This window comes from Ruegeria sp. PrR005, from assembly GCF_010500245.1.
GTDB lineage: Bacteria > Pseudomonadota > Alphaproteobacteria > Rhodobacterales > Rhodobacteraceae > Ruegeria_B > Ruegeria_B marisflavi.
Genome location: NZ_JAAGOX010000016.1, coordinates 12,196 through 34,901 on the forward strand (window position 1 = coordinate 12,196; position 22,706 = coordinate 34,901).

The following is a 22,706-nucleotide window of genomic DNA, read 5'->3' on the forward strand; positions in this document are numbered from 1 at the left end:
CCCAGCGGCCCGCTCGTGATCAGCTTTCGGCGGTAATGGGCAATGTCGCGCCGCTCCATCATGTCATCCAGCGCGCGCCCGATCGGGCTGGGTTAACACATCTGCATTTTGCTATTTTGACTGGTTCTCTGCAAAGGCTCTAAGATGATGAGGTTTCGAGCATTGATCAAAGGGGCAATGAGCATGAGGTCTATTACGCTTGTCGTATTGGGTGTGTGCCTAATCGCAGCTTGCACACCTGTTAACCAAAACACTCCTGGCGAAGTGTTCTTTAGGGGCGACGAGGTGATAGTTGTAGGGCCAGCCAAGCATGGGAGAGAGGCTTACCCGACAAAGAAGATGATTGAGCAGGCAACAGAAGCCTGTTCCACGGCTCGCTTCGTTAATGCCCGACCATCGATGAGAGAGCCGAGCAAATTCGATTTCTTGTTCAATTGTTAAGGCGGGAACTTGATAGGTTGGCATTAGGCTCGGACCCAACCGAGTTCGCGAAGGAGAACAGCATGGTCGAATGCAATTTCTCGACTTAAGAACATCAATCATCCGGTTCAGAACCGACCGTTTGGAGGGTGACCCTGCCACCGCGAAGCCAGTCATCTAAGTCGAGTTCAACAAGATTTCAGTTGGATAGTGTTCCGAGTCCGGAGGGTTTCCGAGTTTCTGTCTGACCTGATCCGCCGAGCCTCAAGACTATTCATTCGCTCGAATTTAGACTCGCCTACGAGAACGACACGGTTGTTGCTCTTCGTAAAGTGGCAGAACATCGGTCAAGAAGTCTGCTTTTGGGGTGAGTTTAGAGTCGCTTACGAAAAAAGGGGCTGCGCGAACGGCTGCCCTCCGCAATCTGGCGCTGCTCCCGGATTGTGGATGGTTCTGCGCCAGACAGCGCACGACCCAGGCGTTTCCGAGCAACTTGCCGACATAGCCTTTGATAACGGTCAGGTGCAGATGATCCTGCCCGTAGGTGTCTTGGATCGAGGCGATCCCCCCACCTGCAGACGGGCGATTTCCTGCTCCATGCGCGCCACCGCCTCGGGCGTGATGCCCTTGACCTTCTTCGGCTTGGAGGACTCGACCAGCTGCGCCTGCGGCGTTTCCGCGAGGTTCGCCTTCACATAGGCTAAGGGATATACGCTGCTCAGCGCGGAGGGAAGCTATAGACCAGCCCGACTCGACACCACGTGTTGGTCGATACTACCGCCGCCTCGGGAGGGGGAGCCCTATTAATCACACCCACTGGCAACCGCTTCATCGATAGGCGACTGGCGTCCCTGCTTGAACAGCTGGGTAAGCCCACGCCCGGAATTTAGTCGCCTACGAGGAAAGGGCTTAGTTACACTGATATTCAACATGAAAGCAGACGACTATGAGCGACCCGCAGAAACTACCCAACCGCGACTGGCTGACCAACCCGCAGACGGGCAGGGCGCACGAGGCGGCGAGGCTGCACAAGACGTTCCGCAAGATGTTGGAAGACCCGGAGACGACGCCGGAGCAGAAGGACAAGGCGCGCCGCAGTATCCGACTGATCGACGGGCTGATGAACGCCAAGCGTCGGATCAACAAAGCGGCCCTTCCGCCGACCCGCTCATAGCGCATCCAGGTTGCAACGTTGAGTGGAGGAGATACCAATGTCAGATACGACCTCGCATCTCGAACCTTCCGAACTGGTTAAGGCCAGCCCATTCCTGATGAGCTTTTTGAAAGCTAGGCTATACCCGCTCGCAGAGCTGGAGAGGCGAGCCTTGGGCGCGCAACGCTTAAAAGAAGCATACTCCTGCGTTCCCTTCTACGCGCAACGGGCGGCGAAAGACCCCGATTACTGGAACGAGTTCTACGCCAGTCGGCCCAACTGGTAGAAGGCGAAAAATAAGACCTTGTCCCCCATACGTCCCCCAAAACCAATGGGCAGACAGAGTTTCCGTTGTCTGCGTCCTGTAAGCTCTTGAAAATAGTGGTGCCCCCACACGGACTCGAACCGCGGACCTACTGATTACAAATCAGTTGCTCTACCAGCTGAGCTATAGGGGCAAACCGTTGGAAGCATTGCTGCTTTCCAGGTTTATGCGAAAGCGGTCTTGTCTGGACGATAGTCGACGCAACAATCCCGCTTCACGTGAGCCGCCGTTTAAACGATCGCTTTACAAAGCGCAATCCTCCAAAACCCGGTTTTTCGAAGAACGCTCTGACCTTCAATAAACAGCCGTTGCATGAAAACCTTGGGGTAATGACGAGGGCCTGAGCCACCTGCCCCTATGCCGCATAATCGCGCCAGGGCAATGTGCTGGGATACTTGCCGGATAAAAGGCCAGGACAAAAACCGTCCCGGAATCAGGCACAGCGGCGCCATGACCGCGTCGCACGCATCGCCACACTTAGGAACGGAAGTGATTCTTCGGTTTGACTGGCGTCAAGCAAGCGGATACTCAGGACGTATCTGATTGTTTTCAAAAGGAAGCCCGGCACCCATGCAAGTGGTTTTCCACACCGGCGCCCATGGCACGGACGACGAACGGCTGATCAAATGCCTGCTCGTGAACAAAGAACCGTTCTCGAACAAAGGGATCGCGGTTCCCGGCCCGGCGCAGTATCGCGGCCTGCTCAAGAAGGTTCTTTCGGCGCTGGACGAAGCTGAAACCGATCCGGACCCGGATGCGCGCGAGGTTCTGCTCGACACGATACTCGACGGTGAGGTCGCCGACAGGGTGGTCATGTCCGACAGCAACCTGTACGGCACCCGCTGGTCGGCCATCGGCAAGGGGATGTTCTATCCGCGAGCGCCGCAAAGGCTTGCCTATCTGCAAAGCATCTTTGGCTATGATCAGGTCGAAGTGTTCATGGCCATCCGCAATCCGGCGAGCTTCATTCCCAATGTGCTGACGGCCCTACCCGAGAAAGGCATTGCAGAGGCGATGGAGGGGCTCAACCTGGAACAGCTCCACTGGACCCATATGGTGGAGGCCATTCGCGATGCAGCTCCGCAGATCCAGCTGACAATCTGGTGCAACGAGGACACGCCCCTGATCTGGTCTCAGATCATTCGTGACCTGGCCGGATTGGAGCACGGCACCAAGATCGTGGGAGGCTTCTCGCTCTTGTCCGAGATCATGTCCAAGGAAGGCATGCTGCGCTTCCGCGCTTACCTGGCCGAGCACCCCGAATTGACCGAGATGCAGAAACGTCGGGTAATTGCAGCCTTCCTCGACAAATACGCGCTGGAAGACGCGGTCGAGGAAGAGCTTGATCTGCCCGGGTGGACGCACGAACTGGTGGACAGGCTGACAGAGCTGTACGACGAGGATGTCTTTGCGCTGCAACGTATCCCGGGTGTACAGTTCATCGCGCCCTGAGTTTGGCCGCGGGGCCGCCGCGCCCGCGCTTACATTCCAAGCGCGGCTTTGTACATCTCCAGCACCGCCTCTTCTTCGGCGATATCGTCCTTGTCGCGCTTGCGCAGAGCGACGATCTTGCGCATCACCTTGGTGTCATAGCCGCGTGCCTTGGCTTCGGCCATCACTTCCTTTTGCTGCTCGGCGATGTCTTTTTTCTCGGCTTCCAGCCGCTCGATCCGCTCGATGAACTGGCGCAACTCGCCTGCGGCAATGTTATAGGTGGCATCTGCCTGAGGCTGATCCATGGTGCATTCTCCGTTGGTCCGACACGCGCCTGCGGCATAGCCTGAGCCCGGTTCGCCTGCAAGGCGCATTTCCGCAACCTTGCACCCAATGGACCGATCGGCTAACGCGGGGCCTGAATGCTGCAAGTTGGAGCAAGAATGCTGTTCGACATCATCATCTGGGCTGGCGCAAGCCTGTCGCTGGCCGGGCTGGCTGGGCTGGTCTGGTGCATTCTGCGCGTGAACAAGGCCCGAAAGGCCGGGCTGAGCGACGATGACCTGCGCGCCGCAGTACAGGCTGTTCTACCCTGGAACCTAGGTGCGCTGTTCCTGTCGGTCCTTGGACTGATGATGGTAATCCTGGGAATATCGCTCGGCTGAAAACAGCCTGATCAGACCGGCATGTTGTCGAAGCGCGCTTCGACCGCATCCTCGCACAGCGCGGCATCAAGCTGACGCAGCCGCGATGGGAGCTTTACGCCGCGCTCGCGCATCTGATCCATGATGCGGCTGAATTGCGGCTGAACTTCAAGCCTTGTTGCAAGGCCCGCCCCCGCAACCCGACGCTCCAACATCTCGGCCACGCGAAACAGCTCTTGATCGGTCATGATTTTCCTCCCTTTTCCCTGTATCTTGCCGCCTGTGTGTAACAGGGCCAAGAACTCTCCGATGTTTTCGGTCTGTCTGAGGACAGTTCCAACAAATGTGCTCATTGCCGAAGCACACTGGAGCGACTTGCCAAAGTATCGCGCAAACGGCTGCCTGCCGACTTGACCCACGTCAAACGCGTACCGATTTGCGAAAGAGACTGAAACTGTTGCATCACATTCAGCTTTGACTATATGTCATGCAGGAAGATACTGGAGAAGACGATGACCCCCTTTGTAAAAGCCTTCTTTGATGAGGCGACCTTTACCGTGTCCTACCTGGTGCGCGAGCCGCAGGGGAAAAGCTGCGCCATCATCGACAGCGTGCTGGATTTCGATCATGCCTCGGGGCGGACGAACACCAACTCGGCGGATGCGATAATCGAATATGTCAAAGCCGAAGACCTGCGGGTGGAATGGATTCTGGAAAGCCACGTTCACGCCGACCATTTGTCTGCCGCCCCCTATCTGCAAGAAGCTTTGGGTGGGAAAATCGGCATCGGCAAGAACATCACCATCGTTCAGGACACGTTCGGAAAAGTGTTCAACGAGGGCACCGAATTCCAGCGCGACGGCAGCCAGTTCGATTCCCTGTTCCAGGACGGCGACAGTTTCCATGTCGGCCAGATGCGCGGCGATGTACTGCATACACCCGGCCATACTCCAGCCTGCCTGACCTATGTCATCGGGGATGCTGCGTTTGTCGGCGATACGCTGTTCATGCCCGATTTCGGGACGGCGCGCTGCGATTTCCCCGGCGGCTCTTCTGCCACCTTGTACCAGTCGATCCAGAAGATCCTGGCCCTGCCGGACGAAACCCGCATCTTTGTGGGCCACGACTACAAGGCCCCCGGGCGTGACGAATATGCCTGGGAAACCACCGTGGGCGAGCAGAAGGCGCTGAACATCCATATTGGCCAAGGCCGCAGCATCGAGGAGTTTGTGCAGATGCGCGACACCCGCGATGCGACCCTGGCGATGCCTCGACTGATCCTGCCCTCGTTGCAGGTGAACATGCGCGCCGGGCACATGCCGCCGGCGGACGAACAGGGCAACGTTTATCTGAAACTTCCGGTCAACAAGCTCTGACCGGTACTGAAACAAGCAAGCGCGAACAAAAGATACAGGGCACATGGAAACGGATTGGATTTGGGGCCTCGTCGGTGGCCTGCTGATTGGCACCGGCGGCGCGGTGTATTTGCTGGGAAATGGTCGGATCATGGGGGCCAGCGGTATTCTGGGCGGGTTGGTCGACGGGTCAGGCTGGCCCAGTTGGGTCGAGCGGCTTGTCTTTATCCTGGGTGTGGTCATCGCCCCCCTGGTTCTGTGGCCGCTCTACTCGGTCGAGATCGACACCCATCTGACCCAGGATTTCTGGGTTGTAGTCATCGCCGGACTGTTGGTCGGCGTCGGGACACGCATCGCAAACGGCTGCACATCCGGACATGGCGTGTGCGGGATCTCGCGCTTTTCGCTGCGCGGCATTGTAGCGACCGTCTTTTACATCCTCGCGGGCGGGTTGACGCTCGCCATCTTTCGTCACCTCCTGGGAGTAATCTGATGCGGATTCTGATTTCGCTTGTTGCCGGTGCACTGTTCGGCGGCGGCCTGTTCGTTTCGGGCATGACCGATACCCGCAAGGTTCAGGGTTGGCTGGATGTGTTTGGTGATTGGGATCCGACGCTGGCGTTTGTGATGGGAGGCGCGATCGTTCCGATGTTCCTTGCCTGGCGGTTCACCAAGGGCCGCAAACCCCTTGCCGCGGACTCCTTTCCATCGTTGCCCAGACCGGAGCTAGACCATCGCCTGATCACCGGCTCGGTGCTGTTTGGCATGGGCTGGGGATTGGCCGGTCTCTGCCCGGGGCCAGCGCTGGCCTCGATCACCTATGGGGGCATCGGGGGGTTGGTTTTCCTCGCCGCCATGATCACCGGAATGGCCATAGCTCCCAGAGTTGGCAGCCAACTGGACAGACTCGCGGCGACAGCATAAGGAACGCCAATGGATATTCGACCGATCACCCCCCGTTATGCCGTCTCGCCGCAAATTTCGGTCGAGGACATTCCAGCAATCGCAGCTGCGGGTTTCACCCGGATCATCTGCAACCGGCCCGACGCCGAGGTGCCGCCCAGCCATCAGGCGGCGTCGATCGGTGCTGCGGCGCAAGCGGCTGGCCTGGAATTCGAGGTTCTGGAACTGACGCATCAAACCATGACACCCGAAAACGTCGCCCGTCAGAAAGCGCTTGCCGCTGCGGGGCAAGGGCCGGTTTTGGCCTATTGCGCCTCGGGCACAAGATGCTCGGTCGTCTGGGCCCTGGGCCAATGCGGCGAGATGAGCCCGGACGAGATCCTGCAAAAGACCGCATCCGCCGGTTATCAACTGGACGGGTTGCGTCCCCGTCTCGAGGAAATCTGTGCGGCTGGGAACTGAACCGGGGCGGAGCGGCTAAGGTCGCCCCCCGTTTTCTTCTAGTTCGCCAAGACCTGCGAGTTCACAGATCTCTGCTGCGGCCTGCTCCGGGTTCAGGGCCGGCAGCGAAATGTCATAAGCCGACAAACGCTCTTCGGTCTCGGTGTCGAGGTCCTCGTAGTCGTCGGTTCTGCTGTGCCCTTCCTTTGAGAGTTTGACGCTCTCTTGCGTGTCTGGTTTTGGTGGCTGCGGCAGGGCCTTGTCCCGCGCCGTTGAATGCCCGGAGAAGCCGCCTGCTCCCGCGTCTTCCTTTTCGAGCGAGGGCGGTTTTTCGTTCAACCTGACTGCCCGCATCCCACGGCACTGCCCCAACCGCGCAACCGCGACCGGACGCCCCTCGATCGTGAGCATGTCGATTCTGTCCAGCATTGGCTGGTCTAACGGCAGCAGGGATCCCGGCTGCATATCCGCCAAGGCTGAAAGCGGCAGTTTTATCCGGCAGATCACGGCGTTCAATTCAGCACGAACGACGCCAAAGGACCGTTCCAACCCCGGATTTGCAGCTTCGCCGCTGTCTCGATCGTCCTCTCGGGCTTCCGGCTGATCGGGCAGGATCAAGGTGATCTGGCCCTGTAACTTGCCGCCGGCGATCTCGGCCGTCAGGTCAAAGACACGGTAGCGTTCCGCCTCCAACAGCAGGAGCAGGGCACGACGGCCGTCGGCCCGGGCGGCGTAGCTGTATCCGGCCAGACAATTGCGATCCGCAGGCTTCTCGGCCAGCTCGCTCGCCCTGGGCAGAAACGCATCCACAACCGGTGATGCCATGGCTGCATCAGTTTCGGTATAAGCGCGGCCCTGGCTTTCACCATTCAGGACCTGCCCCATGGTTTGTTGTTGCAGCAGGGCCGAGACACAGGCGCGGTCGAAGCATATGGCCCCCAACCCCTCACCCGGACCCGAAAGCAGCAGATAGAGGCGACCTTCGGGGACGGCGCGTGACAGCTCATCCAGTTCATAACGGGCTTGCGTGGCCCCGATGACGGCCACCGCCAACCCGACCGCATCATCTGCCGCGCGCGCCAAGGCCAGTCTCAAGGCCCGCAGCACGGACCGGGTGTCGCCTTGCCTCTCGTCACGGGCCAGCGCCAGCTTTCGCTCCAAGGTCGACCGTATTTCCGGTTGCGTAGCCATCGCCCGATGCGTTCATTCCGCCATTCCTGCTCCCTTCCACGTGTAGCGCGCCAACGGTTACCAAGACCTTTATTCGGGATCACTGTGCGGCGATTTCCAATCCGAGCGGCAGGCTGACACGGAAAGCGCCCCCTTCCTGCCCTGGTAGATAGATGACATTGCCGCCAAGCCGCTGCATGATCTCACGGCAAATCGCCAGGCCAAGTCCGGCGCCACCTGCCTTTTCGGCGCTGACACGAGCAAACTTTTCAAAAACCATCTTCTGGGAATGCGGCGGGATACCGCTGCCGTTGTCCACCAGGTCGACGACAACCCGGCCACCTACGTCATGCACGGAAATCGTCAAGGTGGGCTCGTGGGACTCACAGTATTTCTGTGCGTTTGCGATCAGGTTGATGAACACCTGGGTCAGACGGTCGAGATCGGTTCGAATAGAAATACGTTCGGCAGCGCGGTTCCGCCGCAACTTCAATGGGTTGGCAGAGCCGGTCAGCGCCGTGGAAATCGCGCGGTCGATCACATCCACCAACATACCCTCGGTCACGTTGAGAGACACCTGGCCGTTTTCCAGGACACTGAGATCCAGCAGATCGTTCAAGAGGCGCGTAAGCCGCATCGCCTCGTCATGAATGATCGCCGCGTAACGGGTTTTCTCTGCCACTTCCAGACCATCGGTGTCCCGAAGAATCTCGGAAAACGCCCGGATAGAGGTCATCGGCGTCCTCAACTCGTGGCTGATCTGGCTGAGGAAGGCGTCCTTCTGCAAGGAAATCTGGGTCAGTTTTTCATTGGCATCCCGCAACTTGTGCGCAGTACGGCTCAGTTCGGCCGACTTGGCCTCCAATCGACTGGAGTATTCCAGAAGCTGAGCGGATTCGTCGGCAACAGCAAGCAGATCCTCGACCGAAACCGAGGAGCCGCCGACGATCTGGCCGATCATCGCATGCGCCGTGGCCGCACCGACCGAGCCCGACAACTCACGTTCGAGCCGTTCCAGGAAAGCTGGGGTCGGTTCCGGGAAATAGGCGCGGCTGCCTTGTGCCTTTGCTTCGGCCTGAAAGAATTCCTGTGCCTCGCGTGCGCCCATGATCCGCTGCGACATGATCATCAGGTCTTCACTCTGGGCTACGGATCCGCTCCACCCGCGTGGCCCCGCCGAATGGTCGAAGACGTTCACGAATTGTGCCCCCTGCAACCGTTCCAACGGGCTGGGGAAACTCAGAAGAGACGCGATGCAGAATGCCGCCGAATTCAGCGACAGGGACCACATGACCGAATGCACCATCGGATCAAGCCCCTCGATGCCGAACAGGGCCTGCGGCCTAAGCCAGGATAAACCCCACAGCCCCTGCTCGATTACCGACGGGGCCAGAACACCTGCGCCCATTCCCGGCAAAAGCAATGTAAAAAGCCACAGGACAAAGCCGACGGTCAACCCGACCAGCGCGCCTGTCCGGGTTGCCCCGCGCCAGAACAGCCCGCCCACCAGCGCCGGCAGGATCTGCGCGATCCCGGCAAAGGCGATCAGGCCGATAGAGGCCAGCGCCGCGCCGCCGCCAGAAAGGCGGTAATAGAAATACCCGAGCGCCAGAACTGCCGCGATGGATACCCGGCGCGCGTAGAGCACGACGGACCGCACATCGCCGGATACCGAAGCTCCGCCCCCTTTGGCGTTCAGCCAGATCGGCATCACGATATGGTTCGACACCATGGTCGACAGCGCCATAGCCGCAACGATCACCATGGATGTGGCCGAGGAAAAGCCGCCGAGAAAGGACAGCATGGCCAGCATTTCCTGCCCCTGCGCCAAGGGAACCGTCAGAACGAAAAGATCTGGGTTGGAACCCTCGGGCAGTATTTCGAGCCCGACCACGGCAATCGGGACAACAAACAGGCTCATCAGCATCAGATAGAGCGGAAACGCCCAGGCGGCGGTGCGCAAATGGCGCTCGTCATCGTTTTCCACCACCATGACCTGGAACATGCGCGGCAGACAGACGAAGGCCGCGGCGGCGAGAAAGGTGATCGTCGCCCAGCGCCCGTGATCCACTTGCCAGACACCGATCTCGGAGGCGTCAATACGCTGTAGCGTATCGACAACGCCACCGGCGATGCCCCAGACAACAAAAACGCCCACCGCCAGAAGAGCGATCAGCTTGACCACGGCTTCGATGGCCACGGCGGTCACAACGCCGTGGTGCCGTTCGTTGGCATCAAGGTTACGCGTGCCGAACAGAATGGCAAAAACCGCCAGCCCGGCCGCAACCCAAAACGCACTGGATCCTTCGACATGACTTCCAGCAGGATCGGCTTCGGCGAAAATGCTGAAACTCAGGGTGATCGACTGCAATTGCAGCGCAATATAGGGCGTCACCCCGATGACGGCGAGAATAGTCACGCAGACGGCAAGCGTGTTGGATTTTCCGTAACGCGAGGAAATCAGGTCGGCGATCGAGGTGACCCGCTGAGATCTGCCGACGCGGACAAGCTTTCTCAGCCCCCACCACCATCCGATCATGACCAGCGTGGGCCCAAGGTAGATCGTTACAAACTCCAACCCCGAGCGCGCCGCATAGCCGACTGCGCCATAGAAGGTCCACGCCGTACAATAAATCGACAGGGACAGGGTATAAACCAGCGGCGACCGCAACCAGGTCGATCGCCCGGCCGAGGCCAGGCGATCGGCCGCAAAGGCAACCCCGAACAGCAAGACCACGTAACTCAGGCAAACCGCGACAAGGACATTGAGCGAGGTCATGTGTCGCGCTCCGGTTCCTGTGGGTCAGACGGTTGCCCTTGCCGGGCCGCCACGCCGAACCCGACGCTGACCAGGATCAGCACCGCCCAGACGCTAAACACATAGGTGATCGCAGCCGACATCCGGACCGCGTTTTCCCCTTCGGTCGGCCAGAGAAGGGGTACGGCGAAAAGCGCAGCCCCCAGAACCGGAAGCAACCGCGCCGCATCCATGAGGCGACGGCGGCGATAGCTCTGCCTCTCCAGGAACACCGGTGGCGGCTGAACCTGGTCCTTGCCCGGTTCGCGCGTGTCGCTCACGTTTGCGAGGCCTGGGCGTGCAGGTCGCGCACGGCTGTCAGGACCTCGGCATTCGAGAACGGTTTGGTCATGAAACGGCTGACACCGGCCTTTTCGGCCATGTCGCGGTCGCGCGATTGGCCGCGCGCGGTCAACATCAGCACCGGAAGATCCCGGGTATCGTCACGATCACGCAACTCCCTGAGGATATCCATGCCGCTTTTTCCGGGCAGCATCACATCCAGAATGATGAGATCCGCCGAAGCACCGGCAATCTTTTCCACAGCGTCGGCACCATCGGCGTGTGTTTCCACATGCCAGCCATCGCGAGTGAGCAGGAACCGGATCGCCTCGGCAATGTTCGGCTCGTCCTCGATCAGCAGAACCCGTCGGCCCATCCTCGCCCTGTCCTCCCCCTAAAAGGCAGGCGGGTTTACACCCGCTCGTATTGCCGTTCCAAGATTAGCCCTGCATTTGCGACGCTGTCAAAACCCTTCGGACAAAACCGATGGTTCGCGGCGGGCTGCACACTCCTTGCTGGGACAAACCCGGCATGATGATCCAACCGGCAGCGGAACGGTCTCGCCTCGCTCTGCCGTCGGTACCGGAAGGATCAACATGATGGATCGGTAAACCGGGTCGGCATTGAAATCCGGCATTTCCTGAGGCCAAGCTACGGCAAGGCAATCGAATTCAGCCGTGTTTCGTCCCAATTGCCAGACCCGCCTGCGAATGGGAACAAGGGGGCGGCCCAGCGCGGTGAATAAAGGCCACAAAGGGCAGCTTTCTCCATGCCTTGGCAGTGCAAAGCCGGCAATTGCCTTTCGAAACAGAATACTGCCCGAAGCGTCACAGACGACCAGACCGACCTCGTGCGGCAAGGTCCCTTCGGGCAAGCTTGCCAAACGCCGAAAGACGGCGACCAGATCCACTCCGAACTCGTGGCAAAGCGCCATGGGTTCCAGCCCCGTGCGATCCAGCGCGTCGACAAATCGGTCCAACGGCATCGCTTGGGCATCGCTGGCATAGATATCCAGCCATTTGCGCGCGATATCGCGGGCGGCACCCGACCGCAGTTCGCTCAAAGGCACATTGGCAACCGCTTCGCCGCGCTCCAACTCCGCAAAATGATGTCCTCGCGCAGCGACAAAAGTCTCGACCTGCTCAACCGGCACACCTGTGCGGTCCTCTCCCGCGTCCGTATCGTCGAGATACGCGACCAGCGACTTTGAGCTTTCGGCCAGACGCTCTGCATCCTGATGCAGGTTTCTGTGGAACCGGTCCCGCCACTCTGCCGCCAGTTCACCGGGTTCAGCCAGAATGGCAGCGGTCGAACGGATCGCCGCCGCAGTCGACAGCACCTCGTGCAGCGAGGCCGCGAGGTTCGGGTCATGCGTCAACCTGTCTGACAGCGTCTCCACCGTCCGTTCCAGTGAGTTCACGCGCCGAAAAAGCTGCGCCAACAACTCCGCCCAGCCCGGGAAACGACCGGCAAGCTCGTCAGCGCGATCCGTTTCGGCAATGGCCGCACCGTCGGTCGCCGCCGCCTCTCGAAGAGCTGAGATTAGCGCGGCCTCGGCCCCTTCGGTCAGCGCAGAGGGTTCGACAGACAGGGCCGAGGCGATATTCACCAGAAGCTTACCGCCGATTCTGCGGCGGTTGTGCTCGATCAGATTCAGATAAGAAGCCGATATTCCCACCTTGCGCGCCAGATCTGCCTGTCGAAACCCGACAACCTGCCTGCGCTCGCGTATCCGACTGCCTGTCAGCGTGTCACGCGCCATCGCATTGCCCCTTCGGAATATGAATGTAAATCAATGGGTTTCTGCGTCGCAACATAAGGTAGTTTACCAGAAGATCGCACCATGTGTGTATATATTTACAGAATTTTCTTTCCAAATAAAGGACTTATTGCGTAATTTTCGATTTCTCACGCATTATTTATTTGCACAGATGTGCCACGCCGGTCGGAAGAGGAGCCGACCGTGCACGCCATTTTGGGAGGAAAAAATGTCCAATAACGAACTTACGCGCCGCGGCTTGCTGCGCACAGGCGCCGTTGCCGGCGCAGGTGTCGCTCTGCCGACAATCTTTACCGCCTCGTCCGCTGCGGCCTATACCAACGAACCGACCGGAGCCACCGTTACGCTTGGCTTCAACGTACCGCAGACCGGCCCCTATGCGGATGAAGGCAATGACGAGTTGCTGGCGCAGCAGCTGGCGGTCGAGCACCTGAACGGGATGGGCGATGGCGGCTGCCTGAACACCTTCACCTCGAAGGCGCTCAAGGGCAACGGTATCCTGGGCAAGAAGGTCACCTTTGTGACCGGCGACACCCAGACCAAGTCGGACGCGGCCCGCGCATCGGCCAAGTCGATGATCGAAAAGGACGGTGCCATCATGATCAACGGCGGCTCGTCCTCAGGCGTGGCCGTGGCCGTGCAGGGCCTGTGCCAGGACGCCGGCGTGATCTTCATGGCGGGTCTGACCCACTCGAACGACACCACCGGCAAGGACCGCAAGAAGAACGGCTTCCGCCATTTCTTCAACGCCTATATGTCCGCCGCCGCCCTGGCGCCGGTGCTGTCCAAGGAGATGGGGGCCGATCGCCGCGCCTATCACCTGACTGCGGACTATACCTGGGGCTGGACGCAGCAGGAATCGATCGCTGCCGCGACCGAGGCCATGGGCTGGGAAACCGTCAACAACGTGCTGACACCGCTGGCGTCGACCGACTTCTCGTCCTATATCGCGCCGGTCCTGAACTCGGGCGCCGACGTGCTGGTTCTGAACCACTACGGCGGCAACATGGTCAACTCGCTGACCAACGCCATCCAGTTCGGCCTGCTCGACAAGGTGGCCAACGGCAAGGACTTCAAGATAGTCGTGCCGCTCTACTCGGAACTGATGGCCGCGGGTGCCGGCGAGAACATCAAGGGCGTGCTGGGCTCGATGAACTACAACTGGCAGCTGGATAACGAAGGCTCCAAGGCGTTCGTGAAATCCTTTGGCGAGAAGTATGGCAAGCCGCCGTCGAACTCGGCCCAGACCTGCTATGCGCAGGTTCTGCTCTATGCCGATGCCTGCGAGCGGGCCGGAACCTTCAACCCCTGCGGCGTGGCCGAGGCGTTGGAAGGCTTCGAATTCGACGGTCTGGGCAACGGCAAGACACTCTATCGTGCCGACGACCACCAGTGCTTCAAGGACGTTCTGGTTGTGCGCGGGGCGCAAAACCCGTCGAACGCCTATGACACGCTGGAAATCGTCGAGGTCACGCCGGTCGAGCAGGTCATGTACGCCCCCGATCACCCGATGTTCGGCGGTGCCGAAGCCTCGCTGGGCGAGTGCAACTCGGGCGCATGATCCGGACCAGAGAATTTTCGCCGAAAATTCTCTGACTTCCGCAAAGCCGCCCTTCCCGGCCCTTGCCGGGAAGGGCGTGCGGTACCAGCCACAAGGTGGGGACGATGGACGCAATCATCCTGCAAATTCTGAACGGGCTCGACAAGGGCTCTGCCTACGCGCTGATTGCGCTGGGCCTCACACTGATTTTCGGCACGCTGGGCGTCGTCAACTTTGCCCATGGCGCCCTGTTCATGATCGGCGCCTTCTGCGCCGTCACCGTTCAGCGCCTGCTCAACCTGAGCTTTCAGACCGTGGACGAAACCCAGAAGGACTTTCTGGGCAATCCGTTGAAGGTTGACACCCCCTATGTCGAAGCCTGGTTCGGACCCGAGGTCGGGGCCACGATCATCGACTGGTCGGTACCGCTGGCGGTCGTTTTCGCCATCCCGATCATGCTGGCCGTGGGCTATGCGATGGAGCGTGGGCTGATCAAGCATTTCTACAAGCGCCCCCATGCCGACCAGATCCTGGTGACCTTCGGCCTTGCCATCGTGCTCCAGGAAATCATCAAGTATTTCTTCGGCGCCAACCCGATCCAGACGCCGGAACCCTCGGCACTCAAGGGCTCGCTCGATATCGGGCTGATGCTGGGCTTTGACCCGAACGCGATCATCTATCCGATCTGGCGCCTGGTCTATTTCGCCTTCTCTGTGGTGATCATCGGCGGCGTCTTTGCCTTTCTGCAATTCACCACCTTCGGCATGGTCGTGCGCGCGGGCATGGCGGATCGCGAGACCGTGGGCCTCTTGGGCATCAATATCGACAAGCGATTTACCATCATGTTCGGCATCGCCGCCGGCGTGGCCGGTCTGGCGGGTGTCATGTACGGGCCGCTCAACCCGCCCAATTATCACATGGGGATGGATTTCCTGGTGCTCAGCTTTGTCGTGGTCGTGGTCGGCGGCATGGGCAGCCTGCCCGGCGCTGTCGCGGCCGGGTTCCTGCTGGGTATTCTGGAGAGCTTTGCCTCGACCACCTGGGCAACGACCACCATCCCGGGCATCAACCAGATCATCATCTATCTGGTCGCAATCATCATTCTGCTGACCCGTCCGCGGGGCCTGTTGGGCCGCAAGGGCGTGATGGAGGACTAACCCATGCTGGGACTGGACAAGAAAGACACCTCGCTTCTGATTATCGTGGCGATCCTCACCCTGCTGGCGCCGTTCATCCTGAACCCCTTCCCCGCAGGCAGTGCAATGGCGCAGTTCAACGCGGGCTATCCCGACCTGATGCAGCGGTTCGTGATTTTTGGCATCTTCGCCATCGGCTTCAACATCCTCTTCGGCCTGACCGGCTATCTCAGCTTCGGTCACGCGGCCTTTCTGGGCGTCGGTTCCTATTCAGCCGTGTGGATGTTCAAGCTGCTCAGCTACAACGTGATCCCAGCCATCGCGCTGAGTGTCGTCGTAGCCGCGCTGTTCTCGCTGCTGATCGGTTATGTCAGCCTGCGCCGCTCGGGCATCTACTTCTCCATCCTGACACTGGCCTTTGCGCAGATGAGCTTTGCGCTGGCCTATTCGGTGCTGTCGAACCCCAAGTTCAACCTGACCAACGGCGAAACCGGGCTTCAGGTCTATGCCGACGATCCGCAGATTTTCCACCGTGACAGCCTGCCCGACATGCCGCATCTGTTCGGCCTGTCGATGCGCTCGACCTACAAGCTCGACATCGGCGCCTGGAGCTTCGATTTCAACGCGGGTTACTATCTGTGCGCGGTGATCATGATGGTCATGTTCTATCTCGCCATCCGTATCTTCCGCTCGCCCTTTGGCATGATGCTGCGGGCGGTGAAGTCGAACCAGCAACGGATGAACTATACCGGTCTCAATCCGCGTCCCTACACGCTGGCGGCCTTTGTCATCTCGGGCATGTATGCCGGTCTGGCCGGTGGCCTGATGGCGGCGATGGACCCGCTGGCAGGCGCCGAGCGGATGCAATGGACCGCCTCGGGCGAGGTCGTGCTGATGACCATCCTGGGCGGCGCGGGCACCCTGATCGGACCGGTTCTGGGCGCGGGCTTCATCAAGTATTTCGAGAACATCTTCTCGAAGATCAACGACACCATCCTGCACCAGTGGTTCAGCTTCCTGCCGGACGGGCTTGAGGATTTCATGGTCTTCATCGTGCATCCGTTCATCGGCAAGGGCTGGCACCTGACGCTGGGTATCCTGTTCATGCTGGTGGTGATCTTCCTGCCGGGTGGCCTGGTCGAAGGCGGCCAGAGGCTGGGTAAATGGATCCGCAATCGCGGCAAGGGCGCGGCGGAAGCCAAGACCAAGCACGAGCCTGCGGAATAAGGAGCCGGGATCATGGGAATTCTCGAAGTCAAGAATGTGGGCAAGCGGTTCGGTGGTCTTCAGGCGCTGTCCGATGTCAACCTGAGCGTGGCCGAAAACACCGTTCACGCCATCATCGGACCAAATGGCGCGGGCAAGTCCACCTTGCTCAACTGTCTGGTCGGCAAGCTGATCCCCGACAGCGGCAGCGTCATGTTCGACGGTCAGTCGGTGCTGGGCCGCGCGCCTTACGAGATCAACCAGATGGGCATCAGCCGCGTGTTCCAGACGCCCGAGATCTTTGGCGATCTGACGGTGCTGGAAAACATGATGATCCCCTGTTTCGCCCGCCGCGACGGGGCGTTCGAACTGAACGCCCTGCCCTCGGTCGGCAGTCAGAAGGATGTCATGGACCAGGCCATGCACATGCTGGAAGAGATGCGGATGGCCGACAAGCGCCACATGCATGCCGCCGCCATGTCGCGTGGTGACAAGCGGCGGCTGGAAATCGGCATGTGCCTCAGCCAGCAGCCGCGCCTGCTGCTGCTGGATGAACCCACTGCGGGCATGGCTCGGGCCGATACCAACAACACCATCGACCTGCTCAAGCAGATCAAGGCCGAGCGCGATATTACCATCGCCATCATCGAACATGACATGCATGTGGTGTTCAGCCTGGCCGAGCGGATCACCGTTCTGGCCCAGGGCACGCCGCTGGTCGAGGACACGCCGGAAAACATCAAGGGTCATCCGAAGGTGCGCGAAGCCTATCTGGGCGAAAGTGCGTAAGGGAGCGCGTCACTCATCCCCAAACCGGGAACCGGTTTCCGGACAAGATGAGTGAGAAAGGATAAGCGATGAACGTAAAACCCGATTTCTCCAAGAACGCCAACCAGGCCACCACCGCACCGGCCTTTCTGTCGGTCTGGGACATGCACGCCTATTACGGCGAGAGCTATATCGTGCAGGGTGTGAACTTCAATGTGCACGAGGGCGAGATCCTCGCCCTGCTGGGCCGCAACGGGGCGGGCAAGACCTCGACCCTGCGCTCTATCGCGCGCACCGGCTCTCCGCTGGTGACCCATGGCGAGATCTGGCTGGACCACCAGCCGCTGCACAAGATGACCAGCTACGAGGCCGCGCAGGCGGGGCTGGGTCTGGTTCCCGAAGATCGCCGGATCATCCCCGGACTGACGGTCGAGGAGAACCTGCAACTGGCCCAGATCGCCCCGCCCATTGGCTGGTCGCTGGACCGGCTCTACGAGCTTTTTCCGCGGCTGGGTGAGCGACGCAAGCAGGAAGGCGTGACCCTATCGGGCGGCGAACAGCAGATGCTGGCCATTGCCCGTGCGCTGGCGCGTGACATCAAGGTGCTGTTGCTCGACGAACCCTATGAGGGTCTGGCGCCGGTGATCGTGGACGAGATCGAAAAGACCCTCATCCATATCAAGGAACAGGGAATGACCACGATCATTGTCGAACAGAACGCCGTGCGTGCGCTGGAACTGGCCGACCGCGCCGTGATCCTGGATACCGGCACCATCGTGTTCGACGGATCGGCCGCCGAAGTACTTGGCAACGCCGAACTGCGGGCCGAGTACCTGGCGATCTGAACCCACACTCCCCGTCGCGCGGGCTTCGGTCTGCGCCGACACACTTGGACCGGCACCCATTGGGCGCCGGTTTTTTTTCGCCGGTGCTTGCCGGTCAGGCTGGTACCTGACTAGATGCTGGCATGAAGATCTGCGCCATCACGATGGTTTACCGGGACTATTGGGCACTGGACCAATGGTATACCCATTTCTCCCGCCATCTGGGAGCGGAGAACCTTTTTGTCGTTGCCCATGGGGCGGATCCCGAAATCGCCCGTGTCTGCCCTGGAGCGAGCGTCATCACCATTCCGCGCGAGGATTTGAGCAACTTCGACAACCGCCGGGGCGACATGCTGAACGCGTTCCAGAACGGGCTGAACCAGATCTATGACTGGGTGATCCGAACCGATGCGGACGAGCTGATTTGCCTCGATCCGGCACGATATCGCGATTTTGCGGATTTCTTCACGCAGCAGGATACAAACGCACTGTTTGCCTTGGGTCTGAACTTGGGCGAAACGGCCAGCGACGCGACTCTGGCCGAGGGTCAGCCGGTTCTGAGCGCACGGCGCAGCGCGCTGTTCACCGGAAACTACTCCAAGGCCTGGGCCGTTCGGAACCGCGTGGGGATGAAGCTGCACGGGGTTCAGCTGCGCCCCGCACGGGTCGCGCGCTTTCCGTTCGTGATGCCGCGCGGCGCCTATCTGGTCCACCTGAAATACGCCAACGCAACCGAACTGGCAAAATCGGCGCAACACCGGCGCGAGGTGGCGGACCAACCCGGCACCGGCAACCCCGGCCCGGCCTGGCTCAATCCAGGCACCGACGCACGCCGGTTCTTCAAGCAGCTTGAGGCCCTGCCGGAACTGCCTTGGGAAGAGGCCGAGCCGCGTGCCTATGCCGATATTTCGGTCGAGCCTGTGCGCGAAGAGCAACGCGGCGTCGTTCGGGCCCGGCGCGATACGCCGCGCATCCGCACCCGCCTGCCGGACTGGTTCTCTGGAGCGTAACTATTGCGCGGTCCAACCACCATCGACAGGAATCGCGGTGCCCGTCAGGTTGTGCGCCACCGGTGAGCAGAGCCATACCGCCAGCGCACCGATCTCGGTCGGGTCCGATGCGCGCAGAGAGGGCTGCTTTTCCTTCATCATGTCCGCCATGGCGGTGTCTCGATCCGTACCCAGCGCCGCCATCCGCGCCTCGATCTGCGGTTCGAGGATTGCGGTATCGGTCCAGCCCGGGCAGATGCAATTGACCGTCACCGCGCCCTTTGCCCGATTTCCCCTCGAGGCATATTCAAGCGCCGCAACCTTGCTCAGCCCGATCAACCCGTGTTTGGCCGCCACATAGGGCGCCTTCTGCTTTGAGGCTACCAGTCCATGTACCGATGCGATGTTGATCACCCGGCCATAGCCGCGCTCGGCCATCGCCGGCATGGCGGCCTGCATGGTGTAGAAGGCAGCGCTCAGGTTGATGGCGAGAATCGCCTCCCATGTCGTGCCGGGCATGTCCGACAGCCAGGCGGTATGCTGGATGCCCGCGTTGTTCACCAGAATGTCGGCGCCACCCCAATGGGCGACCTCCTGCATCATGGCACCAATCTGGTCAGGGTCGCGCAGATCACCGGCAAAGAACCGCGCCTCGGGCGCGCCTTTTTCCAGCAACCCAGCGCAGGCGGTTTCAGCCTGTGCCGCATCAGCTAACCCGTGCACCGCGATCCGCGCGCCCGCCGCGGCCAGCGCCTCGGCAATTGCCAGACCGATCCCCTGGACCGATCCGGTGACCAGTGCTGTTTTCCCGCGCAGATCCGTCATTTCTCTTCCTCCAGCATCCGGCGCAGCTCGGTCTTGAGCACCTTGCCATAGTTGTTCTTGGGCAACTCATCGAGCCAGCGATAGTGTTTCGGCCGCTTGAACCGGGCGATATTCTCGACGCACAGACGGTCGAGCGCCTCGGCCGTCGCGGAACCGACGACAAAGGCCACCACCTCCTCGCCCCATTCCGGATGCGTCCGGCCCACCACCGATGCCTCGCGCACCTCGGGATGGGTCAACAAGACCTCCTCGACCTCGCGAGGATAGATGTTGGAGCCGCCCGAGATGATCATGTCCTTGGAACGGTCCTGAAGGGTCACGTAGCCGTCCGCATCCATAAAACCCATATCGCCGGTCATCAGCCAGCCGTCACGTATCGTCTTGGCGGTGGCTTCGGGATTGCGCCAATAGCCGGGCATCACAACGTCGCCGCGCACCATGATTTCACCACGGCTGCCCGGAGGCAGCGCCTGGCCATCGGCATCGCCGATGCGCAGTTCCACCGGAGCTTGCGCGCGCCCGACGCTGGCCAGCCGCGCGCGCCAGCGCGGATGGGCACGGTCCGTCACATCATGGCGCGACAGCGCCGTAATCCCCATCGGGCATTCGCCCTGTCCGTAGATCTGCACAAAGATCGGGCCGAACACCTCCACCGCCTCAATGATATCGGCCAGATACATCGGCCCACCGGCATAAACCACGGTGCGCAATCCTTCCCCGGCCTGGCCGGTCGCACGGGCGACCTCGGTCATACGTTTGACCATGGTGGGCGCGGCAAACATCTGCACCCGCTCGAAATGCCGGGCAAGGTCAAAGATCTCTTGGGGCTCGAAACCACCCGAAACCGGGCAGACGTGGCGAGCCCCCCTCAGCACGTGGATCATGTTGTAGATCCCGGCGCCGTGGCTCATCGGCGCGGCGTAAAGGATTGCGTCCTCGTCCTCCACCACGTCAACGTCCACCGGATAGGCGAGCGAGACGGCCATGAGCATCCGGTGGGTGATCATCACGCCCTTGGGTTTGCCGGTGGTGCCCGAAGTGTAGAAAAGCCAGGCCAGATCACTCGGATCGCGCTCTTTGGGTGCGGCGATCGGGGCTGTCTCGAACATTGCCGCGAACTCTCTGGACTCGGTATCGATGATCCGCCCCCGCGCTCCGGCCTCGGCCAGCGCGAGGCCGAGCTCCGGCGAGGCGAAGGTGATCGTGGTGTCGGAATCGTCCAGAATGAACGCCGCCTCGCGCCCGTGCAGCTTGGCATTGATGGGAACAGCGGCCGCACCGGCATACCAGATGCCGTATTGCACGATCAGGTAATCCGGGCTGTTCTTCATGAAGATCGCGACCCGATCTCCGGATTGCACCCCCTGCGCCACCAACCAACCAGCCACCGATGCCGCGCGGGCATGAAAGCCCGCGTAATCGGCAACCGCCTCGCGGCCCCGGAACAGCGCCGGCCGTGGGCCGTTCAGCTGGGCCTGACGTGCCAGCCAAAGGCCGATGTTCATGCCTTTACCCCTTCGAGGATCGAGGCATAGTTGGCTACGCCCGATCCGCCCATGTTGAACACCAGCCCCAATTCGGCGCCAGGGTGCTGCATGGCATCCGCCTGTCCGATGACCTGCCGGGCCACCAGCGTGTGCATCGAAACGCCGGTGGCGCCGACCGGATGCCCTTTGGCCTTGAGGCCGCCCGACAGGTTCACCGGCAACCGGCCGCCGCGATGCACAACGCCACCGTCCAGAACGTCGGCCGCGTGGCCATGCGCGGCCAGCCCCATCGCCTCGTAGATCAGCAACTCGGCAATGGTGAAGCAGTCATGCACCTCGGCCACATCGAGATCCCCGACCGAGATACCGGCCCGGGCATAGGCAGCGTGAATGGCCTTGCGCGGCCCCTCAAAGGCCAGCAGATCGCGCCGGGACATCGGCAAGATGTCGTTGACCTGGGCCACCGCCCGCATTCGCACCGCCTTTGCCACGTCGCCCAAAAGATCCTCGGCCACCAGCACCAGCGCCGCAGCGCCGTCGGACACCAGCGAACAGTCGGTTTTCTTCAGTGGTGTCGCTATCATCGGGTTGCGGTCCGAGACCTCGGCGCAGAAATCCTCATCAAACGGTTTCTGCAACTGAGCGAGCGGGTTGTTCACCGAATTGCCGTGGTTCTTGGCGGCGATTCGGGCCAGCGCCTGGCTCTGGTCGCCGTAGCGGTTGAAATAGGCTTGCGCGAACATCGCAAATACGCCCGGAAAAGACAGGCCTGCTTCTTCCTTTTGATAGGCGGCATGGCCCAGGGCAGCGGCCACCTCGGCGGTGGGCAGGTGGGTCATCTTCTCTACCCCGATCACCAACGCCACACGCGCCTCACCCGACAGGATCGCCTGGCGGGCCGCAAAGACCGCCGCGGACCCCGAGGCACAGGCATTCTCAAGCCGCGTTGCCGGCTTGTATCGCAGCGCCGGGTCGATGCTCATCGCCAGCGACGCCGGGAACCCATCCGGCACCAGCCCGCCGTTGAAATGCCCGATCCAGACGCCGTCGACAGCCTCGGCCCCGATACCCGCATCCGTCAGAGCCTCGCGGCCCGCGGCGGTGATCATGTCCTCCAGCGACATATCCGTCAGCTTTCCAAACTTGGTATGTCCCCAGCCAGCAATGTAAACCATGGCTCTCTCCCCCTAAGATCTGCGTCAAATCCTGCCAAGACACAGCTTTCGC

25 protein-coding genes and 1 tRNA gene are annotated in these 22,706 nt (G+C 60.8%); 14 read left to right on the top strand and 12 right to left on the bottom strand.

Translation table 11 applies throughout. From position 1 onward, the window contains the following. Positions 1-938: 938 nt before the first annotated feature. A complete protein-coding gene (locus tag G0P99_RS24760; RefSeq protein WP_370462762.1) occupies positions 939-1,115 on the bottom strand; it encodes a hypothetical protein in 177 nt (58 codons plus the stop codon). 251 nt (positions 1,116-1,366) lie between these two features. On the opposite strand from G0P99_RS24760, the gene G0P99_RS11415 reads away from it, so the two are divergent. Then, complete coding sequence (locus tag G0P99_RS11415; protein ID WP_164129852.1) at positions 1,367-1,594, top strand: hypothetical protein; 228 nt, start codon at positions 1,367-1,369, stop codon at positions 1,592-1,594. Positions 1,595-1,631: 37 nt separating this feature from the next. After that, positions 1,632-1,859 (top strand): hypothetical protein, encoded by a 228-nt coding sequence (locus G0P99_RS11420; RefSeq protein WP_164129853.1) that lies wholly within the window; start codon positions 1,632-1,634, stop codon positions 1,857-1,859. A gap of 96 nt (positions 1,860-1,955) precedes the next feature. Here the strand turns inward: G0P99_RS11420 and G0P99_RS11425 are convergent. Next, positions 1,956-2,031, bottom strand: a tRNA-Thr gene (locus tag G0P99_RS11425). Positions 2,032-2,468: 437 nt separating this feature from the next. Between G0P99_RS11425 and G0P99_RS11430 the strand changes: the two genes are divergently transcribed. Beyond that, positions 2,469-3,350, top strand: a complete 882-nt coding sequence (locus tag G0P99_RS11430) for a hypothetical protein (RefSeq protein ID WP_164129855.1) — start codon at positions 2,469-2,471, stop codon at positions 3,348-3,350. Positions 3,351-3,379: 29 nt separating this feature from the next. Here the strand turns inward: G0P99_RS11430 and G0P99_RS11435 are convergent, their stop codons facing one another. Then, positions 3,380-3,637: a DUF2312 domain-containing protein gene (locus G0P99_RS11435; protein ID WP_164129857.1), complete on the bottom strand. Its 258-nt coding sequence runs from the start codon at positions 3,635-3,637 to the stop codon at positions 3,380-3,382. Between the two features lie 138 nt (positions 3,638-3,775). Here G0P99_RS11435 and G0P99_RS11440 point away from each other — a divergent pair, with 138 nt between their 5' ends. After that, positions 3,776-3,997 (top strand): hypothetical protein, encoded by a 222-nt coding sequence (locus tag G0P99_RS11440; protein WP_370462763.1) that lies wholly within the window; start codon positions 3,776-3,778, stop codon positions 3,995-3,997. A gap of 11 nt (positions 3,998-4,008) precedes the next feature. Here the strand turns inward: G0P99_RS11440 and G0P99_RS11445 are convergent, their stop codons facing one another. Then, the gene (locus G0P99_RS11445) at positions 4,009-4,224 is read right to left on the bottom strand and encodes a hypothetical protein (protein WP_164129858.1); all 216 of its coding nucleotides are present in this window, start codon (positions 4,222-4,224) and stop codon (positions 4,009-4,011) included. A 264-nt stretch (positions 4,225-4,488) separates the two neighbouring features. Between G0P99_RS11445 and G0P99_RS11450 the strand changes: the two genes are divergently transcribed. The 4 genes from G0P99_RS11450 to G0P99_RS11465 are packed head-to-tail and all read left to right on the top strand — an operon-like array spanning position 4,489 to position 6,696. Then, entirely contained in the window at positions 4,489-5,352 is an 864-nt protein-coding gene (locus tag G0P99_RS11450) for an MBL fold metallo-hydrolase (protein ID WP_164129860.1), read from the top strand. Between the two features lie 43 nt (positions 5,353-5,395). Next, positions 5,396-5,824: a YeeE/YedE family protein gene (locus G0P99_RS11455; protein ID WP_164129862.1), complete on the top strand. Its 429-nt coding sequence runs from the start codon at positions 5,396-5,398 to the stop codon at positions 5,822-5,824. Beyond that, positions 5,824-6,255 (top strand): DUF6691 family protein, encoded by a 432-nt coding sequence (locus G0P99_RS11460; protein ID WP_164129864.1) that lies wholly within the window; start codon positions 5,824-5,826, stop codon positions 6,253-6,255. The genes G0P99_RS11455 and G0P99_RS11460 overlap by 1 nt, the downstream gene beginning before the upstream one ends. 9 nt (positions 6,256-6,264) lie before the next feature. Beyond that, positions 6,265-6,696 (top strand): TIGR01244 family sulfur transferase, encoded by a 432-nt coding sequence (locus G0P99_RS11465; RefSeq protein WP_164129866.1) that lies wholly within the window; start codon positions 6,265-6,267, stop codon positions 6,694-6,696. A 15-nt stretch (positions 6,697-6,711) separates the two neighbouring features. Here the strand turns inward: G0P99_RS11465 and G0P99_RS11470 are convergent, their stop codons facing one another. The 5 genes from G0P99_RS11470 to G0P99_RS11490 form a co-directional block, all read right to left on the bottom strand. Beyond that, positions 6,712-7,836, bottom strand: coding sequence for a FliM/FliN family flagellar motor C-terminal domain-containing protein (locus tag G0P99_RS11470; RefSeq protein WP_164129868.1), 1,125 nt, complete (start codon positions 7,834-7,836; stop codon positions 6,712-6,714). Between the two features lie 109 nt (positions 7,837-7,945). Next, the gene (locus tag G0P99_RS11475; RefSeq protein WP_164129869.1) at positions 7,946-10,624 is read right to left on the bottom strand and encodes an ATP-binding protein; all 2,679 of its coding nucleotides are present in this window, start codon (positions 10,622-10,624) and stop codon (positions 7,946-7,948) included. Then, on the bottom strand, positions 10,621-10,923 hold the full coding sequence (locus tag G0P99_RS11480; RefSeq protein WP_164129872.1) for a hypothetical protein: 303 nt from the start codon (positions 10,921-10,923) through the stop codon (positions 10,621-10,623). The genes G0P99_RS11475 and G0P99_RS11480 overlap by 4 nt, the downstream gene beginning before the upstream one ends. Further along, positions 10,920-11,300 carry a response regulator transcription factor gene (locus G0P99_RS11485; protein ID WP_164129874.1) on the bottom strand — a complete coding sequence of 127 codons (381 nt, stop codon included), beginning with the start codon at positions 11,298-11,300 and terminating at the stop codon, positions 10,920-10,922. Before G0P99_RS11485 ends, G0P99_RS11480 begins: the two co-directional genes overlap by 4 nt. 87 nt (positions 11,301-11,387) lie before the next feature. Continuing rightward, the gene (locus G0P99_RS11490; protein ID WP_164129877.1) at positions 11,388-12,686 is read right to left on the bottom strand and encodes a helix-turn-helix transcriptional regulator; all 1,299 of its coding nucleotides are present in this window, start codon (positions 12,684-12,686) and stop codon (positions 11,388-11,390) included. A 226-nt stretch (positions 12,687-12,912) separates the two neighbouring features. Here G0P99_RS11490 and G0P99_RS11495 point away from each other — a divergent pair, with 226 nt between their 5' ends. The 6 genes from G0P99_RS11495 (at position 12,913) to G0P99_RS11520 (ending at position 19,188) form a co-directional block, all read left to right on the top strand. After that, positions 12,913-14,265 (top strand): substrate-binding protein, encoded by a 1,353-nt coding sequence (locus G0P99_RS11495; protein ID WP_164129879.1) that lies wholly within the window; start codon positions 12,913-12,915, stop codon positions 14,263-14,265. Positions 14,266-14,369: 104 nt separating this feature from the next. Then, entirely contained in the window at positions 14,370-15,401 is a 1,032-nt protein-coding gene (locus G0P99_RS11500) for a branched-chain amino acid ABC transporter permease (RefSeq protein WP_164129881.1), read from the top strand. Between the two features lie 3 nt (positions 15,402-15,404). Next, positions 15,405-16,607 (top strand): branched-chain amino acid ABC transporter permease, encoded by a 1,203-nt coding sequence (locus G0P99_RS11505; protein ID WP_164129883.1) that lies wholly within the window; start codon positions 15,405-15,407, stop codon positions 16,605-16,607. Positions 16,608-16,619: 12 nt separating this feature from the next. Beyond that, positions 16,620-17,375 carry an ABC transporter ATP-binding protein gene (locus tag G0P99_RS11510; protein WP_164129885.1) on the top strand — a complete coding sequence of 252 codons (756 nt, stop codon included), beginning with the start codon at positions 16,620-16,622 and terminating at the stop codon, positions 17,373-17,375. 68 nt (positions 17,376-17,443) lie between these two features. Next, positions 17,444-18,199 (top strand): ABC transporter ATP-binding protein, encoded by a 756-nt coding sequence (locus tag G0P99_RS11515; RefSeq protein WP_164129887.1) that lies wholly within the window; start codon positions 17,444-17,446, stop codon positions 18,197-18,199. A 122-nt stretch (positions 18,200-18,321) separates the two neighbouring features. Continuing rightward, a complete protein-coding gene (locus tag G0P99_RS11520) occupies positions 18,322-19,188 on the top strand; it encodes a glycosyltransferase family 2 protein (RefSeq protein WP_164129889.1) in 867 nt (288 codons plus the stop codon). On the opposite strand, the gene G0P99_RS11525 is transcribed toward G0P99_RS11520, so the two are convergent. Genes G0P99_RS11525 through G0P99_RS11535 form a run of 3 tightly spaced genes read right to left on the bottom strand, consistent with a single transcriptional unit; the run spans position 19,189 to position 22,654 of the window. Beyond that, a complete protein-coding gene (locus G0P99_RS11525; RefSeq protein WP_164129891.1) occupies positions 19,189-19,992 on the bottom strand; it encodes a 3-hydroxybutyrate dehydrogenase in 804 nt (267 codons plus the stop codon). Then, complete coding sequence (locus G0P99_RS11530) at positions 19,989-21,497, bottom strand: class I adenylate-forming enzyme family protein (protein WP_164129893.1); 1,509 nt, start codon at positions 21,495-21,497, stop codon at positions 19,989-19,991. The genes G0P99_RS11525 and G0P99_RS11530 overlap by 4 nt, the downstream gene beginning before the upstream one ends. Continuing rightward, entirely contained in the window at positions 21,494-22,654 is a 1,161-nt protein-coding gene (locus G0P99_RS11535; protein ID WP_164129895.1) for an acetyl-CoA acetyltransferase, read from the bottom strand. Before G0P99_RS11535 ends, G0P99_RS11530 begins: the two co-directional genes overlap by 4 nt. Positions 22,655-22,706: the final 52 nt, after the last annotated feature.

Coding starts and splice junctions, on each gene's coding strand:
- G0P99_RS11415 (WP_164129852.1), top strand. CDS start 1,367: ATGAGCGACCCGCAGAAACTACCCAACCGCGACTGGCTGACCAACCCG.
- G0P99_RS11420 (WP_164129853.1), top strand. CDS start 1,632: ATGTCAGATACGACCTCGCATCTCGAACCTTCCGAACTGGTTAAGGCC.
- G0P99_RS11430 (WP_164129855.1), top strand. CDS start 2,469: ATGCAAGTGGTTTTCCACACCGGCGCCCATGGCACGGACGACGAACGG.
- G0P99_RS11435 (WP_164129857.1), bottom strand. CDS start 3,637: ATGGATCAGCCTCAGGCAGATGCCACCTATAACATTGCCGCAGGCGAG.
- G0P99_RS11440 (WP_370462763.1), top strand. CDS start 3,776: ATGCTGTTCGACATCATCATCTGGGCTGGCGCAAGCCTGTCGCTGGCC.
- G0P99_RS11445 (WP_164129858.1), bottom strand. CDS start 4,224: ATGACCGATCAAGAGCTGTTTCGCGTGGCCGAGATGTTGGAGCGTCGG.
- G0P99_RS11450 (WP_164129860.1), top strand. CDS start 4,489: ATGACCCCCTTTGTAAAAGCCTTCTTTGATGAGGCGACCTTTACCGTG.
- G0P99_RS11455 (WP_164129862.1), top strand. CDS start 5,396: ATGGAAACGGATTGGATTTGGGGCCTCGTCGGTGGCCTGCTGATTGGC.
- G0P99_RS11460 (WP_164129864.1), top strand. CDS start 5,824: ATGCGGATTCTGATTTCGCTTGTTGCCGGTGCACTGTTCGGCGGCGGC.
- G0P99_RS11465 (WP_164129866.1), top strand. CDS start 6,265: ATGGATATTCGACCGATCACCCCCCGTTATGCCGTCTCGCCGCAAATT.
- G0P99_RS11475 (WP_164129869.1), bottom strand. CDS start 10,624: ATGACCTCGCTCAATGTCCTTGTCGCGGTTTGCCTGAGTTACGTGGTC.
- G0P99_RS11485 (WP_164129874.1), bottom strand. CDS start 11,300: ATGGGCCGACGGGTTCTGCTGATCGAGGACGAGCCGAACATTGCCGAG.
- G0P99_RS11490 (WP_164129877.1), bottom strand. CDS start 12,686: ATGGCGCGTGACACGCTGACAGGCAGTCGGATACGCGAGCGCAGGCAG.
- G0P99_RS11495 (WP_164129879.1), top strand. CDS start 12,913: ATGTCCAATAACGAACTTACGCGCCGCGGCTTGCTGCGCACAGGCGCC.
- G0P99_RS11500 (WP_164129881.1), top strand. CDS start 14,370: ATGGACGCAATCATCCTGCAAATTCTGAACGGGCTCGACAAGGGCTCT.
- G0P99_RS11505 (WP_164129883.1), top strand. CDS start 15,405: ATGCTGGGACTGGACAAGAAAGACACCTCGCTTCTGATTATCGTGGCG.
- G0P99_RS11510 (WP_164129885.1), top strand. CDS start 16,620: ATGGGAATTCTCGAAGTCAAGAATGTGGGCAAGCGGTTCGGTGGTCTT.
- G0P99_RS11515 (WP_164129887.1), top strand. CDS start 17,444: ATGAACGTAAAACCCGATTTCTCCAAGAACGCCAACCAGGCCACCACC.
- G0P99_RS11520 (WP_164129889.1), top strand. CDS start 18,322: ATGAAGATCTGCGCCATCACGATGGTTTACCGGGACTATTGGGCACTG.
- G0P99_RS11525 (WP_164129891.1), bottom strand. CDS start 19,992: ATGACGGATCTGCGCGGGAAAACAGCACTGGTCACCGGATCGGTCCAG.
- G0P99_RS11530 (WP_164129893.1), bottom strand. CDS start 21,497: ATGAACATCGGCCTTTGGCTGGCACGTCAGGCCCAGCTGAACGGCCCA.
- G0P99_RS11535 (WP_164129895.1), bottom strand. CDS start 22,654: ATGGTTTACATTGCTGGCTGGGGACATACCAAGTTTGGAAAGCTGACG.